This window comes from Type-E symbiont of Plautia stali (assembly GCF_059731115.1).
The window spans coordinates 3,692,917-3,707,599 of the sequence record NZ_AP035906.1; the positions used below are offsets into that span (position 1 = coordinate 3,692,917).

Here is a 14,683-nt window from a genome sequence, read left to right on the forward strand (position 1 = left end):
CCGATACGGGTTGCCATAAATGGTAACCCTTCAATGGTTCAGTGCAGTTTCGTCGCGCGCGCATTCATGCACATTTGGCCATTCAGATGGCGTCAAACAGCACCCATTCGCTCAGGGCCATTTCGTTAAATACACATTTATCTGCATTGGTTCAGGCAGCGTCAAACGGCAACGTTTGGCGCACGCGGCTGGCTTCCTCTCCCGGCGTCACGCCGAAATAGCGTTTAAACTCCCGCGAAAACTGCGAAGGGCTTTCATAGCCCACGCGCACCGCTGCCGCACTGGCTTTCATCCCATCCTGCAACATCATCAAGCGCGCCTGATGCAGACGATAGCGCTTGAGGTATTGCAACGGCGAGGTTTGGGTCACGGCTTTAAAGTTGTGATGAAACGCCGAAACGCTCATGTTCACTTCGGCTGCCAGCATATCGACGCTGAGGCTTTCGGCGAAATGGCTTTCGATGCGTCGTAAGGCGCGCGCAATCTGGCTGAACTGGGTCTGACGATTCACCAGCGACAGTAGCGCACCGCCAATCGGGCCGGTGAGCACGTAGTAGATAATTTCCCGCACCAGCTGTGGGCCCAGCACGCGCGCATCACGCGGATGGCTCATCGCATCCAGCAAACGCTCGGCAGCGCACAGCATCTCTTCACTCATAAACGCCGAATGGATACCGGAAGTCTGCAACTGCGGCTGAAATTGTTCGTCGTCGCCAATATCCATCAACAGATCCTGCAAGCTGGCGATATCCACGCTCAGGCACATGCCGGCCAACGGCTCTTCCGGAGTGGCTTCGGTTTCGCACTCCACCGGCAGCGGTACGGTCAGCATCAAATACTTCGTGGCGTCGTAATGAAACACCGTGCTGCCGAGATAACCGGTTTTACGTCCCTGAAAAAGAATCACAATGCCGGGTTGATACATCATCGGCGTGCGCGGAAGCGTTTCGCAGGCGTAGATGAGCTTGACGTTTTCCACAGCGCACAGCGGCTTACGCGCATCATTCATTAGCGCGGTTACGCGCTGCGCCAGCTGGCGGCAAAGGGCATCGTTCGGCATGGATCACTCTCAGGCAGCCAAAAAATCAGTGTGCCGCAATGCTGCTCAAAGCTCCACCCTTCAGCAGAATCAGGCAAGATTCTGGCAGAAATGACCAGGGTAAAAGGGCGAGGTGATTGCCACAATGATCCTGCGGTTGAGTTTGTTGACTAGACTTAACCACAGCGCTTTTACGGTAAGTCACTGCGACAGATAAGGAGCAACTATGGCAGAGCAACCCATTATCAAACTGCACGACGGCAATATGATGCCGCAACTCGGACTCGGTGTCTGGCAAGCGAGTATCGAGGATGCCCGGGCGGCGATTGTCGAGGCCCTAAAAGTAGGCTATCGCTCGATTGATACCGCCGCCATCTACAAAAATGAGGAAGCCGTCGGTCAGGCACTGCAGGACACCGATGTCGCACGCGAAGACATTTTCATTACCACCAAACTGTGGAATGACGACCAGCAGAACGGTCAGCAGGCGATTGAGACCAGCCTGAAGAAGCTGCAACTGGAGAGCGTCGATCTCTATCTGATGCACTGGCCGTGCCCGGAAAAAGATCACTACGTTGAGGCCTGGAAAAAGATGATTGAGCTGCAACAGCAGGGCTTAACCAAAAGCATTGGCGTCTGTAACTTCCATGAAGCCCATCTCAAACGCCTGATCGATGAAACAGGCGTCTCGCCGGTGGTGAACCAGATTGAGCTGCACCCGATGCTGCAACAGCGCACCCTGCATGCCTGGAACGCACTGCATCAGATCCAAACCGAATCCTGGAGCCCGCTGGCGCAAGGCGGTAAAGGAGTATTCGATCAGGAGATCATCCGCGAACTGGCGAAGAAATACGGTAAGACGCCAGCGCAGATTGTGATTCGCTGGCATCTGGATAGCGGATTAGTGGTGATTCCAAAATCGGTGACGCCGGAACGTATTCGTGAAAACTTCCAGGTGTTCGACTTCAGACTGGAAAAACCCGAGATCAGCGAGATCACTAAGCTGGATAAAGGAAATCGTTTGGGGCCGGATCCGGAGAGCTTTAACGGCTAAGTTGGCACCGTTTAATCGTCAGGCGGATACGGCCATTCCGTACTCGCCTGCATTGGCTTCACAACAGCCATGCGGTCATGTGCGGGTTGCTATGAATCGTGACCCTGTCGATTTGACGATCTGTTGTAAGGTGCGCATCACTGCGCACCTTTTTTCTTATGGCACCGGATTGACCTGCAACTGCCCCGCCGTGCCGCGGTCGGCTAATTCCAGCGTCTGGCTGTAGTAGACAAACGGGAAGTGATCCGACGAACTCTGCGGGAAGCTCACCAGCAACTCCACATCACCATCCACCCACACCGTATCTTTCCAGCCGCGATCTTCGCCCATCGGCTGTGCGCCATTGACGCTTTTGATCAGGAACATCACGCCCTGAATATGCAGCGATTGCGGGCGATCGGCATGGATAATCCAGCGTTCAAAGGTGCCCTGCTGCACCGTGGTGTCGATGCGGCTCATGTCCCACAGTGCGCCATTGATGCCCGGCACACTGTCGCCAATGCGGAATTCGCGCGTGCGCACCGCCACGCCATCCAGAATCTGATCCGCTAATAAACGCATCGGCAGATTGTCGGTAACCAGCGGCAGTAAGCCGGTTGGCCGCAGGCTCAGAACCAGCGTGTTGGCGAGGATGGAGGAAGGTTCAAACAGACCACGCAGGCGATCCATCAGGCCCGCCGCAGTCCCTGCCGTAATCGAGACTTCATCGCCCTGCGACATATCCACCAGCACTTCACGGCGTTCACCGGGTGCCAGCGACAGCGTTTGCACCGCAACGGGCGCAGGCAGGAAGCCTTGATCGCTGGCAATCACGGTAAACGGACGATTATCCGAGAAGCTCAAATCAAAGCGACGCGCGTTCGAAGCATTCAACAGGCGCAGACGCACCCAACCACGCGACACCTCGACATACGGATTCTGCACGCCGTTGACCAGCAACGTATCCCCGAGGAAACCGCCGTCTGATGGTGGGTTATAAACCGGCGTGGCAAAGTTATCGAGACGCTTGTCCTGGATAATCAGCGGGAAGTCATCAACGCCATAGTGTTTGGGCAGCGGCAGCGCTTTGCTGACGTCATCTTCAATCAGCCACATGCCCGCCAGGCCGTTGTAGACGTGTGGCGCCATACGATTTGGCGTATTGGCGTGATACCACAAGGTCGATGCCCCCTGACGAACCGGCAATACCGGCGCCCAGTCAACGCCGGCTGACATCATGCGCGGTGCACCGCCCATTAAGGCACCCGGCACCTGCAATCCACTTACCGTCATCGCCACCGGTTCGTTGAGACGGTTGCTGTAAATCAACTTCACGTCATCGCCGCTGTAGACTCGCACCGTGGGACCGAGGTACAGGCCATTAATACCCCAGACCGGCACTTTATTGTTATTACCGCTAAATGACCAATGGCTGCGTTGCAGCGTCAGAAAGAGCGGTTGGCCACGGCGAGACTCAAGCAGTGGCGGAACAGGAAGCGGCACATCGCCCATCGGAGCCGCAGCGTAGGCGGCATAAGGCATGCTACTGGTCGCCAGCGCAACACCGGCGGAAAGCTGAATAAACTGACGTCTGCTGCAAGACATAAAACTTCAGACCTTTTGAGCGGGGCGTGAAGACGCCGTGTCCATGTTGTTCTTGTTAGTGAGTTTTTGCTGTGATGAGCACGGGGCAGCGTTTCTACCCCGTGGATGGCTAGAGTTTACCGTTTTTTTCGCGTTCGGCGACTTCGGCGTTCAATTCTTCCAGCTTAGCAGACATTAATTCGCGGCAGTGGGTGGCTAATTTGCGCACCGAGGTGGTTTCAAACTGTTTGGTATCCACTGGCGGCAGCATTTCAACAATCACCAGGCCGTTGTTCCAGCGATTAAGTTTCACTTTGCCGTGGGTATTCGACACCACCACAGGGATGATCGGCACACCTGCTGCCACTGCAGCATGAAACGCACCGGTTTTAAACGGCAGTAAACCACGGCCACGGCTGCGGGTACCTTCCGGGAACATCCAGAATGAAATCTTCTTTTTATTAAACTGCTCGACCAGTTCACCGATGGTGCCATGCGCTTTGGCGCGGTTATCACGGTCAATCAGCAAATTACCGGTCAGCCAGTAGAGTTGACCAAAGAATGGGATCCACAGCAGGCTCTTTTTGCCGACGGTGACCGTGGTCGGCTGCACGATCTTCGCCGCCGTGATCATGTCGTAATTGTTCTGATGGTTGGCAATGTAAATCGCATTGCCATAGCTCTCCGCGTCGGCGGGTTTGCGCAGCTCGACTTTGACGCCAAACACCGTCGACAGGCGACCAAACATGTGGCCGAACGTCGCCACATGGCGAGGATTACGCGGTGAGAACAAACACCAGATACTGCCGAAGATGCACACCAAAATCGAATAAACGATAACAATAATCGTGCGTAAAATTAGTAACATAGCTTCCTCAAGTTGGGCAATCCATTGCCTGGTCAGTCTTATTCTTCGCTACTGGCGTCACTTTTCGGGCGCGCTGGCGCGTTCACTTCCACGCTATCAATGCGCTGCAGGCCACGCGACACGCTGCCACGACGACCGCGATCGGCACGCACTTTTTGCAGATCTTCATCGCGCATGATCAGCTTACGCTTGCCGACATACAGGGTAATCGAACTGACCGGCGGCAGAATCAGCAACCACTGCAGCTTATCCACGCCCGCAGCGGCATCCGCTGATGGAATAGAGATGATTTTATTACCTTTGCCTTTCGACATCTGTGGCAGATCGCCCACCGGGAACATCAACATACGTCCGGCCTGGGTAATCGCCAGCAGCATATCATCGCCCGAATGCACCGCCATTGGCGTCATCACTTTGGCATTGTCTGGCAACGTTAGCAGCGCTTTACCGGCGCGGTTGCGCGAAATCAAATCGGCAAAGGTACAGATAAAGCCGTAACCCGCATCGGAGGCCATCAACAGTTTTTGGTCGTCCGCTTCCATCAGCACCTGTTCAAACGCGGCACCTGGCGGTGGCGTCAGTTTGCCGGTTAGCGGCTCGCCCTGCCCGCGCGCCGACGGCAACGAGGTCGGATCCAGCGTATAACTACGGCCGGTGGAGTCGATAAAGGCCACTGGCTGATTGCTCTTACCGCGTGCGGCGGCGAGGTAACTGTCACCGGCTTTGTAACTGAGACCGGTTGGATCGATATCGTGGCCTTTGGCGCTGCGCACCCAGCCCATCTGCGACAGCACAATCGTCACCGGCTCGGCACTCACCAGCTCGGTTTCGCTCAGCGCTTTAGCTTCTTCACGCTCATGCAGCGGTGAACGGCGATCGTCACCGTAGGTCTGGCTATCTGCCAGCAATTCTTTCTTCAGCAGGTTGCTCATCTTGCGTTCGGACGCCAGAATCGCCTGCAGTTGATCGCGCTCTTTCTCCAGCTCCGCCTGCTCACCACGAATCTTCATCTCTTCCAGTTTGGCGAGATGGCGCAGTTTCAGTTCCAGAATGGATTCGGCTTGCGTATCGCTGAGTTCAAAGCGCGACATCAGCACTTGCTTAGGCTCGTCCTCGGTACGGATGATGTGAATCACTTCATCAATGTTGAGGAACGCCACCAGCAAACCTTCGAGGATATGCAGGCGGCGCAGCACGCGCTCTAAACGATAGTTCAGGCGGCGCGTCACGATATCGCGACGGTACACCAGCCATTCAGACAGGATCTCCAGCAGGTTTTTCACCGCCGGACGGTTATCCAGCCCAATCATATTCAGGTTAACGCGATAGCTCTTTTCCAGATCGGTGGTGGCAAACAGATGATTCATCACCTGCTCCACATCCACACGATTCGAGCGTGGCACAATCACCAGACGCGTTGGGTTCTCGTGGTTGGATTCATCACGCAGATCTTCCACCATCGGCAGCTTTTTATTGCGCATCTGGTTAGCGATCTGCTCCAGCACGCGCGCACCGGAAACCTGGTGCGGCAGTGCAGTGATCACCACATCGCCATCTTCTTTCTTCCACACCGCGCGCTGACGGATCGAACCGCGCCCGCTTTGGTAGATTTTACGGATCTCGCTGCGCGGCGTGATGATCTCGGCTTCGGTCGGATAATCCGGGCCCTGCACAATATCCAGCAACTCATCCAGCGTGGTGTTGGGTTTGTCGATCAGCTTCACCGCCGCTTCCGCCACTTCACGCAGGTTGTGCGGTGGGATATCGGTGGCCATGCCCACGGCGATACCGGTGGTGCCGTTCAGCAGGATATTCGGCAGACGAGCCGGCAACATCTTCGGCTCCTGCATGGTGCCGTCAAAGTTCGGGATGTAATCGACCGTGCCTTGTCCCAACTCACCCAGCAAAATCTCGGCATATTTGGAGAGGCGTGACTCGGTGTAACGCATCGCGGCGAAGGATTTGGGATCGTCCGGCGCACCCCAGTTGCCCTGACCATCCACCAGCGGGTAGCGATAGGAGAACGGCTGTGCCATCAACACCATCGCTTCATAACAGGCGCTGTCGCCATGCGGATGGTATTTACCTAATACGTCACCGACGGTACGGGCAGATTTTTTGAATTTGGCGCTGGCATTGAGGCCCAGTTCCGACATCGCGTATACAATTCGGCGCTGCACCGGCTTGAGGCCATCGCCGATATACGGCAGTGCGCGGTCCATGATCACGTACATGGAGTAGTTCAGGTACGCGTTTTCCGTAAATTTGTGCAGGGCAAGACGCTCTGCACCATCCTGCGTCAATTCGCTCATTAAGCTCGCATCCTCACTTCGTGGCCCGCAACGGCGGGGCATCCGGCGCTCATTTGGCGAGGATAGTACCTTATTCGTGCGAGTTAGTCACAGGGAAGCCAATGACCGCAGGCAGAATCGTATGGCATTAAATAACGTGATATCGGTTGGAAAATGAAAAAGGAATGAGATCAATATCACAATCAATATTCCCATTAATATGTGAGCAGGATCGCAATTAATTATTAACTATTTCAGGTGTATTAAAGCTGTCCGTAATCATGGACAACATTTAGTATTGTTGCTTACACCGTCCTTTCCTAAATTTATACTCCATAAGACATCAATATTGCGCTCCTGATTTCTGGCATTAAGAAATAGATAACGAGGAAATAATCTTAAAAACGCTTTGCCAAAATAAAGGGTGACCGAATGCAAATACTGACTTCGCGACAACACCGTTTAGTCAAACTGCTGTTGCAACATGCTGCACCGCAGCCGATCAGAGAATTAGCCCTACAGTTGGGCGTGTCAGAAAAGACGATTCAGCGCGACTTGCAGTGGCTGGAAAGCTGGCTTGGTAGCTGGTCACTGACGCTGGAGAAAACCCCAGGCCGCGGCGTGCGTTTGCGGGTTGATGATATCCAGCAGCGCCTGCAACTGGAGCAGCAACTCAACGGCGATGAAAGCAGTGCCGATGCGCTGGGGCAAAACAGCCGCCGAGTAAAAATTGCCTCGCAGTTGCTGAGTGACGCCCCGCGTGCGACCTCCATCAGTAAGCTGTCGGAACGCTATTTTATCAGCCACGCCTCGATTGTGAATGACCTGAAAGTGATTGAAGAGTGGCTGCAGCCGTTGGGTTTGACGCTGCAACGTGGGCCAGGTGGCACCCATATCGAAGGTAACGAACAGGCGCTGCGTCAGGCAATGGTCTCCCTGATCAATGATGTGATGCAGCAAAACGTTGCCGGAACGCCGCTGTTGCCACGTCTCGATCCCGGCAGCCAGCAGGCACTGGTGCATTATTTTGGCGATGAGGATGTGGCTTTTGTGCAGACACTGCTGCAACAGATGGAGCAGCAACTCAGTTACCCGCTGGGCGATGCCTGGTATCTGAATCTCTGCACCCATATTCTGATCATGATGCACCGGATGGCGCAGGGGAATGCGCTGGCACTGGCAACTCTGGCCACAATGCAGGATCTCGATCAGCGCATTTTACTGATTGCCCAGCAAATGGTGACGCAGATTGAACAGCGGATGTGCTGTGCCCTGCCCGCCGATGAAGTGGGTTTTATTTATCAATATATCGTGTCATCCGGCATTGTGGTGGAAGAGCGCGGCGATAATGCGCCGATGCATAATCAATTCTGCACCGCAGAGTCCGTAAAAATAACCTGTGAATTAATTGATCGTTTCGCAGCCTTTATTCAGCAAGATTTAGCGCAGGACCGATTATTATTTGACGGCTTACTGGTGCATATAAAGCCACTATTAAATCGACTCAAATATCATATTCATATTCGCAATCCGCTGCTGGAGGATATTCAGCAGGAAATGAAAGGCATATTTTCGTTAACGCACCAGGCGATGCAATTAACCGCTCGCACTTACGGGCTTTCGCCAGTGGCTGACGACGAAATCGGTTATCTCTGCGTGCATTTCCAGGCCGCGCTGGAGCGGCAAATTGCCCATAAACGCATTCTGGTGGTGTGTTCCAGCGGCGTGGGGACGTCGCATCTGCTGAAAAGCCGCATCTTGCGGGCATTCCCTGACTGGGAAATCGCGGGTGTCGTCTCCGCCAGCAATCACGCCGCGTTTTGTCAGAACCAGACAGTGGATTTAGTGATCACCACTATCCATCTCAACGCCGGGCCTATTCCGGCAGTGTATGTGAGTGCATTTTTTAACGATGACGATATCCGGCGGGTCACTGACGCCATGATTGGCAGCCAGCTGCCGGACGGCGCGCAATGCGCGTTGGCTGAACATTAATTGAATGAGGTAAAACCCATGGACATTTCCCGCATTCTGACGCCACGCCGCGTTAACCTGGCGCTCACCGCCACCACCAAAGAAGAAGTGATCAACGAACTGACCGATCTGCTGTATCAGGACGGCGCCATCACCGATCGTGCAGCCTTTATTGAAGATGTCTGGCTGCGTGAAGCTGAGGGCTCAACCGGGTTCGAAAACCACGTTGCCATTCCGCACGGCAAGTCTTCCGCCGTCCAACACACCACATTAGCCATTGGTCGTACCCAACAGGATATCCCCTGGGAAACGCTCGATGGCAGCCAGGTGCGCTGCATCATCCTGTTCGCGGTGCGACTGGAAGATCAGAACACCACCCATATTCGCCTGTTGTCGCAGGTGGCCAGCGCGCTGGCCGATGATGAGGTGATAGCCCAACTGCTGGTGGAAAACGACCCCAGCAATATCATCCGGCTGTTTAGCCAGTACGCCGAAACCGACCTCTGTTAATCCCCTAACTTTTTGAGGTGACACATGAATATCGTCTGTGTAGCGGCCTGCACGGCAGGCATCGCGCATACCTATATTGCGCGTGAAAAACTGATCAAAGGCGCTCATGCACTGGGCCACACCATCCACGTTGAAACCCAGGGCACCATCGGCACTGAAACCTCGTTGACGCGTGAAGACATCGCTGCCGCTGACGTGGTGATCCTCGCCATTGATGTGAAGATCAACGGTGAAGAACGCTTTCAGGGCAAACCCATCGTACGAGTGAAAACCGAAGTGGTGATCAAGTCACCGGTGAAATTCCTCGAAAAAGTGGCGGATTCACTGGCGCGTGCCTGAGGAGATCCATCATGAACGACAACAAACGTCAGTACGGACAAGAGATCAAAGGCCATCTGCTCACCGGGATATCCTGGATGATCCCGCTGATCGTCGCCGCCGGGATCTGTATCGCGCTCGGCCAGGTGATTGGCGGGCCGGATGTCGGCAAGCAAACCGGCACTATCGCCTGGATGTTGAATCAGATCGGCGGCTGGGGCATGGGCTTGATCGTGCCGCTGATCAGCGCGGCCATCGCCTACTCCATCGCCGATCGTCCCGGCTTTGCGCCCGGTTTGATCGTCGGTTTTATCTGCGGGCAGATCGGCACCGGTTTTATTGGCGGTATGCTCGGCGGCTTCCTGGTGGGTTACACGGTATTGCTGTTGCGCCGCACCATTAAGCTGCCGCAGTCGATGCAGGGGTTGATGCCGATAATGGTGCTGCCGGTGTTGAGCACCATCATCGCCGGTCTGTTGATGATGACCTTTATTGGCCAGCCGATTGTCTGGCTGCAGAAGGCGCTGATTCATCTGCTGGAATCGATGCAGGGCGGATCGAAGTTTGTGCTGGGTGCGGTGCTGGGTGCGATGGCGACTTTTGACTTCGGCGGCCCCATCAACAAAACCATGTCGCTGTTCGCCGACGGCATGCTGGTCGACGGGATTTATGGCCCGGAAGCAGTGAAGTTCGTCGGCTCAATGATTCCGCCGTTTGGCATCACGCTGTCGTATCTGCTGACGCGCCATAAGTACACCAAAGCGGAGAAAGAGGCGCTGAAAGCCGCCTTCCCGATGGGTATCTGCATGATTACCGAAGGGGTGATTCCGATTGCGGCGCGTGACCTGCTGCGTGTGGTCGGCAGCTGTGTGGTGGCCTCTGCCATCGCCGGTGGGCTGATTATGGTGTGGGGCGTGGAAGCACCGGTGCCGCATGGCGGGATGTTTGTGGTGCCGCTGTTCACCAAACCGCTGATGTTCTGTCTGGCGCTGGGTATCGGCACCGTGGTGTGCGGCGTGATGCTGTCGCTGATGAAAAAACCGGTGACGCAGGCAGATGAAGAGTTCGATGACGTGGAAGCCCCCGGCGTCCGCGACGAAGAGATCAAATTCACACTGGAATAAGGAGCCACCATGTTTGCCATGATGAACGACCTGATTCAGGCCGCTGCCAAACAGCAGTATGCCGTGCTGGCGATTAACTGCTTCAACCTTGAAACCGCGCGGGCGGCGATTCAGGCCGCCGAACAGCAGCGCGCACCGCTGATATTGAATGTCTATCAGGGTCACAGCACGCACTTCCCTCCTGCTGTGGCCGTGCCGCTGGTGCAGGCGCTGGCGAAAGACGCCACGGTACCGGTTGCCCTGGCGCTGGACCACGGCAAGGCCTTTCCGCTGATTGGTCAGGCATTCCGCGCCGGGTTCACCGGGCTGATGATCGATGCCTCTGCCGATCCGCTGGCCGAAAATATTCGCCAGACCGCAGCGGTAGTGAAGATGGCGCACACCGCTGGCGTTTGCGTCGAAGGCGAGTTGGGGCATATCGCCGATGCGCCGACCTACGAGTTAGCCGATGCCTCCGTGAAGATGACGCAGGTTGCCGACGTGCTGCCGTTTATCGAACAAACCGATATCGATTTGCTGGCGATTTCGGTGGGCACCGCGCACGGCCTTTATCCGGCAGGCGTGAAGCCGAAGATTGATTTCCAGCGCTTGCAGGAGCTGCATGCGGTCTCAACACGACCATTGGCACTGCATGGCGGTTCGGGCACACCCGCCGAGGATATTCGCCGCGTTGGTCAGCATGGTGTGGCGAAGATTAACGTCGGTGCCGCCGTGTTTGATGCCGGTAAAAACGCGGTTGAGCAGGCGCTGAAACAGCATCCGCACGCGGAACTGGCCGATCTGCTTGGGCTGATGGAATCCGCCTGCCGTGAAGTGGTGATTGAGTATCTGGGCTGGTCGGGATCGGCTGGCAAAGCGTAGTGCTCGGGCGCGCTCACCCTAAATGGCACCCCAACGGGGACCCGTAGGGTACGCATTTAAGCGTAGCGCTGAAACGAACGCACGTGATTTGACGCATTTATACGCACCTGAAAAGCCGCTTCGATCATCGTGATTTAAAGCAGCGGCAAGATACCGCGCGATAAGTCGTGCAGCAACAGGATGCAGAAGCATTTCCCTTTTTATCCATCATCGGGTCGGCGCACGCGTCGGCTCTGGTAAAACTCACGTTGAGGAAATATTAACATGTTGATTTCAATGAAAGAGATGTTGGCACCGACTCGTGAACACCGCTACGCCATCGGCGCATTTAACGTAGCAGACAGCTGCTTTATCCGTGCCGTGGTGGAGGAAGCCGAAGCCACTAACACCCCGGCGATCATCTCGATTCACCCGAGTGAGCTGGAGTTTGTGACCGATGAATTCTTTGGCTATGTACGGGAACGCACGCTGAAGAGCAAAGTGCCCTTCACCATTCACCTCGACCACGGTGCATCGATTGCGCAGGTGCTGCGCGCCATCCAATGTGGATTTACGTCGGTGATGATCGATGGATCACTGCTGCCGTACGAAGAGAACGTGGCGCTGACCAAAGAGGTGGTGAAGCTGGCGCATTCGGTGGGTGTGTCGGTGGAAGGTGAACTCGGCACCATTGGTGATACCGGCACCACCGTGGAAGGTGGCGTTAGCAAAGTGATCTATACCGAACCGGCGCAGGCAGAAGATTTTATCCAACGCACCGGCGTCGATACATTGGCAGTGGCAATTGGCACCGCACACGGTATCTATCCAAAAGATATGAAGCCGGAACTGCAGATGCATATTCTGAAGGATATTGCCCAACGCACCGATATTCCGCTGGTGCTGCACGGGGGTTCTGCTAACCCGGATGCGGAGATTGCTGAGGCGGTGACCCTCGGCGTGGGCAAAATCAATATTTCCAGCGATATGAAGTACGCCTACTTCGCTAAACTGCGCGAAATTCTGGCGCGTGAAACCTGGTGGGATCCCAATGTGATTTATCCGGAAGCGATTACCGCCGCCAAAGCAGTGATTCGCTACAAGATGAATCTGTTTGGTGGATTGGGTAAAGCGAGTTTATATCGCTGAGTACCCGAATGGGGCCATGTTGCCCCTTTTGAGCCACGCAATAATCGCGCCGCTCCAGTAGCGGCGCGATGCATCAGGCCTGAGTTTACTTAATCACACCCAGCCACTGCGAGGCGATCTGCGCATATTCGCCGGTGGCGGTGCTGAGATGTAGCCACTGATCGACATACAGTTTCCAGCTCATATCATCACGCGGAATCATGTAGGCTTTTTCACCATACTGCATCGGCTTACCCGGATTGATGGCGCACAGCGTCGGGTAGTGCTTCATCTGGAACAATGCTTCGGACGCATCCGTAATCATCACATCGGCTTTCTTATCCACCAGCTGCTGGAAAATACCGACGTTATCGGCCAGTTGCAGCGTCGACTGCGGTAAGTGGCTGTGCACAAAGGCTTCATTCGTGCCGCCAGCCGGTTCAATCACCCGCACGCTCGGCTTGTTGATCTGCGCGACGGTTTGGTATTTGTCTTTATCATCACAGCGCACCAGCGGGATTTTGCCATCCACACCCAGCGGCTCGGCAAACCAGGCAATCTGCTGGCGTTTTAAGGTAACGGACACGCCACCCAGCGCGATATCACACTGCTTCGCCACGAAATCGTCACTCATGGTTTTCCAGGTGGTTGGCACCCACTGCACTTTGGCACCCAGACTTGCCGCCAGTGACTGCGCCATGCTGATATCCAGCCCTTCATACTGCCCATCGCTGCGCAGATAGGTGTAAGGCTTGTAGTCTCCCGTGGTACAGACTTTCAGGGTTTTACTGCTACGAATCTCGTCGAGGTGGGATTGCGCCGACGCAGCGCCACTCACCAGAAGTAATGCACTCAGTATCGCGGTTTTCATGGTTTCTTCTTTTTTATGTTGATGTTGGTTTGCGCGCGGATTGTTGCATAGCCCTGCGCATTGTTGCTTTATTAGCAAAAGTCTTGTGATCAATCACGCATTTTTTTGCTTCGCCTGCGCGCGTACAGTGTGCGCTATCAACGGGAAACGGAGCGAATCATCCATGAGCAATATTTTAATCATCGACGGCGGCAAAACCTTTGCCCACTCGAAAGGCGAACTCAACCACACCCTCACTGACGTGGCGGCCAGCCAACTGCGCGATCTGGGCCATAACGTAGTGGTCACCCTTGCTGACAGCGACTACAACGTGGCAGAAGAAGTGCAAAAATATCTCGACAGCGATGTGGTGATTTATCAGATGCCTGGCTGGTGGATGGGCGAGCCGTGGACGGTGAAAAAGTACATTGATGACGTGTTCACTGAAGGCCATGGCTCACTGTATGCCAGCGATGGTCGTACGCGCAGCGACGCGGGCAAAAAGTACGGTTCAGGCGGTCTGATTCAGGGCAAAAAATACATGCTGTCGCTGACGTGGAACGCACCGCTGGAAGCGTTTAATGACCCTGAGCAGTTCTTCGAAGGCGTGGGCGTGGATGGTCTCTATCTGCACTTCCACAAAGCCAACCAGTTCCTTGGCATGGAAGGTTTACCGACCTTTATCTGTAACGATGTGATCAAGATGCCGGACGTGCCGCGCGATATCGAACGTTATCGGACTCATCTCAGCCAGATCTTTGCTTAACTGTAAGCACACCGGGAAAAGAGGAAGCGTTATGTTAACCGTCGTTGCAGAAATTTGCGTCAAGCCAGGCCGCCGTCATGTGGTGCTGGATGCCATCAATAAATTGATCCCCACCGTGCTGGAAGAAGAGGGTTGCCATCAGTATGACGCGCTGGTTGACCATCAGGCGCAGGTGCCGTGGAAGCAGAATTCCCCAGATTCCATTTTCATGCTGGAGCAGTGGGAATCGCTGCGCCATCTTGAGCAGCATCAGCAAATGCCGCATATGGATGCGCATCGCGCCACGATTAAAGACGATGTGGTGGATGTGAAGATCCTGGTATTAGAGCCGGTTCGTTAATCGTCCAGGCCTCTGCTT

General features: G+C 55.0%; 14 protein-coding genes. 9 read left to right on the forward strand and 5 right to left on the reverse strand.

The features are described 5' to 3' along the window. Positions 1-151: 151 nt before the first annotated feature. Entirely contained in the window at positions 152-1,060 is a 909-nt protein-coding gene (locus tag AC6I8L_RS16895; protein ID WP_058961925.1) for an AraC family transcriptional regulator, read from the reverse strand. A 205-nt stretch (positions 1,061-1,265) separates the two neighbouring features. Here AC6I8L_RS16895 and dkgA point away from each other — a divergent pair, with 205 nt between their 5' ends. Beyond that, positions 1,266-2,093, forward strand: a complete 828-nt coding sequence (dkgA, locus tag AC6I8L_RS16900) for a 2,5-didehydrogluconate reductase DkgA (protein WP_034828419.1) — start codon at positions 1,266-1,268, stop codon at positions 2,091-2,093. A 156-nt stretch (positions 2,094-2,249) separates the two neighbouring features. Here dkgA and ftsP read toward each other — a convergent pair whose 3' ends face one another. From ftsP to parC, 3 genes are all read right to left on the reverse strand, one after another. Then, positions 2,250-3,677, reverse strand: coding sequence for a cell division protein FtsP (gene ftsP, locus AC6I8L_RS16905; RefSeq protein ID WP_058961926.1), 1,428 nt, complete (start codon positions 3,675-3,677; stop codon positions 2,250-2,252). Between the two features lie 109 nt (positions 3,678-3,786). After that, on the reverse strand, positions 3,787-4,524 hold the full coding sequence (locus tag AC6I8L_RS16910; protein WP_058961927.1) for a 1-acylglycerol-3-phosphate O-acyltransferase: 738 nt from the start codon (positions 4,522-4,524) through the stop codon (positions 3,787-3,789). 38 nt (positions 4,525-4,562) lie between these two features. Beyond that, positions 4,563-6,836 (reverse strand): DNA topoisomerase IV subunit A, encoded by a 2,274-nt coding sequence (gene parC / locus AC6I8L_RS16915; protein ID WP_058961928.1) that lies wholly within the window; start codon positions 6,834-6,836, stop codon positions 4,563-4,565. Positions 6,837-7,247: 411 nt separating this feature from the next. Between parC and AC6I8L_RS16920 the strand changes: the two genes are divergently transcribed. The 6 genes from AC6I8L_RS16920 to AC6I8L_RS16945 all read left to right on the forward strand — a co-directional run bounded on the left by AC6I8L_RS16920 (position 7,248) and on the right by AC6I8L_RS16945 (position 12,730). Then, on the forward strand, positions 7,248-8,810 hold the full coding sequence (locus AC6I8L_RS16920) for a BglG family transcription antiterminator (RefSeq protein WP_058961929.1): 1,563 nt from the start codon (positions 7,248-7,250) through the stop codon (positions 8,808-8,810). 18 nt (positions 8,811-8,828) lie between these two features. Further along, the gene (locus tag AC6I8L_RS16925; protein WP_034828413.1) at positions 8,829-9,299 is read left to right on the forward strand and encodes a PTS sugar transporter subunit IIA; all 471 of its coding nucleotides are present in this window, start codon (positions 8,829-8,831) and stop codon (positions 9,297-9,299) included. Positions 9,300-9,323: 24 nt separating this feature from the next. Then, positions 9,324-9,638, forward strand: coding sequence for a PTS fructose transporter subunit IIB (locus AC6I8L_RS16930; protein WP_058961930.1), 315 nt, complete (start codon positions 9,324-9,326; stop codon positions 9,636-9,638). An 11-nt stretch (positions 9,639-9,649) separates the two neighbouring features. After that, the gene (locus tag AC6I8L_RS16935; RefSeq protein ID WP_034828408.1) at positions 9,650-10,741 is read left to right on the forward strand and encodes a PTS fructose transporter subunit IIC; all 1,092 of its coding nucleotides are present in this window, start codon (positions 9,650-9,652) and stop codon (positions 10,739-10,741) included. A 9-nt stretch (positions 10,742-10,750) separates the two neighbouring features. Beyond that, entirely contained in the window at positions 10,751-11,602 is an 852-nt protein-coding gene (locus AC6I8L_RS16940) for a class II fructose-bisphosphate aldolase (protein ID WP_058961931.1), read from the forward strand. Positions 11,603-11,866: 264 nt separating this feature from the next. Then, on the forward strand, positions 11,867-12,730 hold the full coding sequence (locus AC6I8L_RS16945; protein WP_034828403.1) for a ketose-bisphosphate aldolase: 864 nt from the start codon (positions 11,867-11,869) through the stop codon (positions 12,728-12,730). Between the two features lie 85 nt (positions 12,731-12,815). On the opposite strand, the gene AC6I8L_RS16950 is transcribed toward AC6I8L_RS16945, so the two are convergent. Beyond that, on the reverse strand, positions 12,816-13,580 hold the full coding sequence (locus AC6I8L_RS16950) for a transporter substrate-binding domain-containing protein (RefSeq protein ID WP_058961932.1): 765 nt from the start codon (positions 13,578-13,580) through the stop codon (positions 12,816-12,818). Between the two features lie 163 nt (positions 13,581-13,743). Here AC6I8L_RS16950 and AC6I8L_RS16955 point away from each other — a divergent pair, with 163 nt between their 5' ends. Together AC6I8L_RS16955 and AC6I8L_RS16960 are read left to right on the forward strand one after the other, a co-directional pair. Then, positions 13,744-14,325, forward strand: coding sequence for an NAD(P)H-dependent oxidoreductase (locus tag AC6I8L_RS16955; RefSeq protein WP_034828398.1), 582 nt, complete (start codon positions 13,744-13,746; stop codon positions 14,323-14,325). 31 nt (positions 14,326-14,356) lie between these two features. Next, positions 14,357-14,665, forward strand: a complete 309-nt coding sequence (locus tag AC6I8L_RS16960) for a putative quinol monooxygenase (protein ID WP_058961933.1) — start codon at positions 14,357-14,359, stop codon at positions 14,663-14,665. The last annotated feature ends 18 nt before the right edge of the window (positions 14,666-14,683 follow it).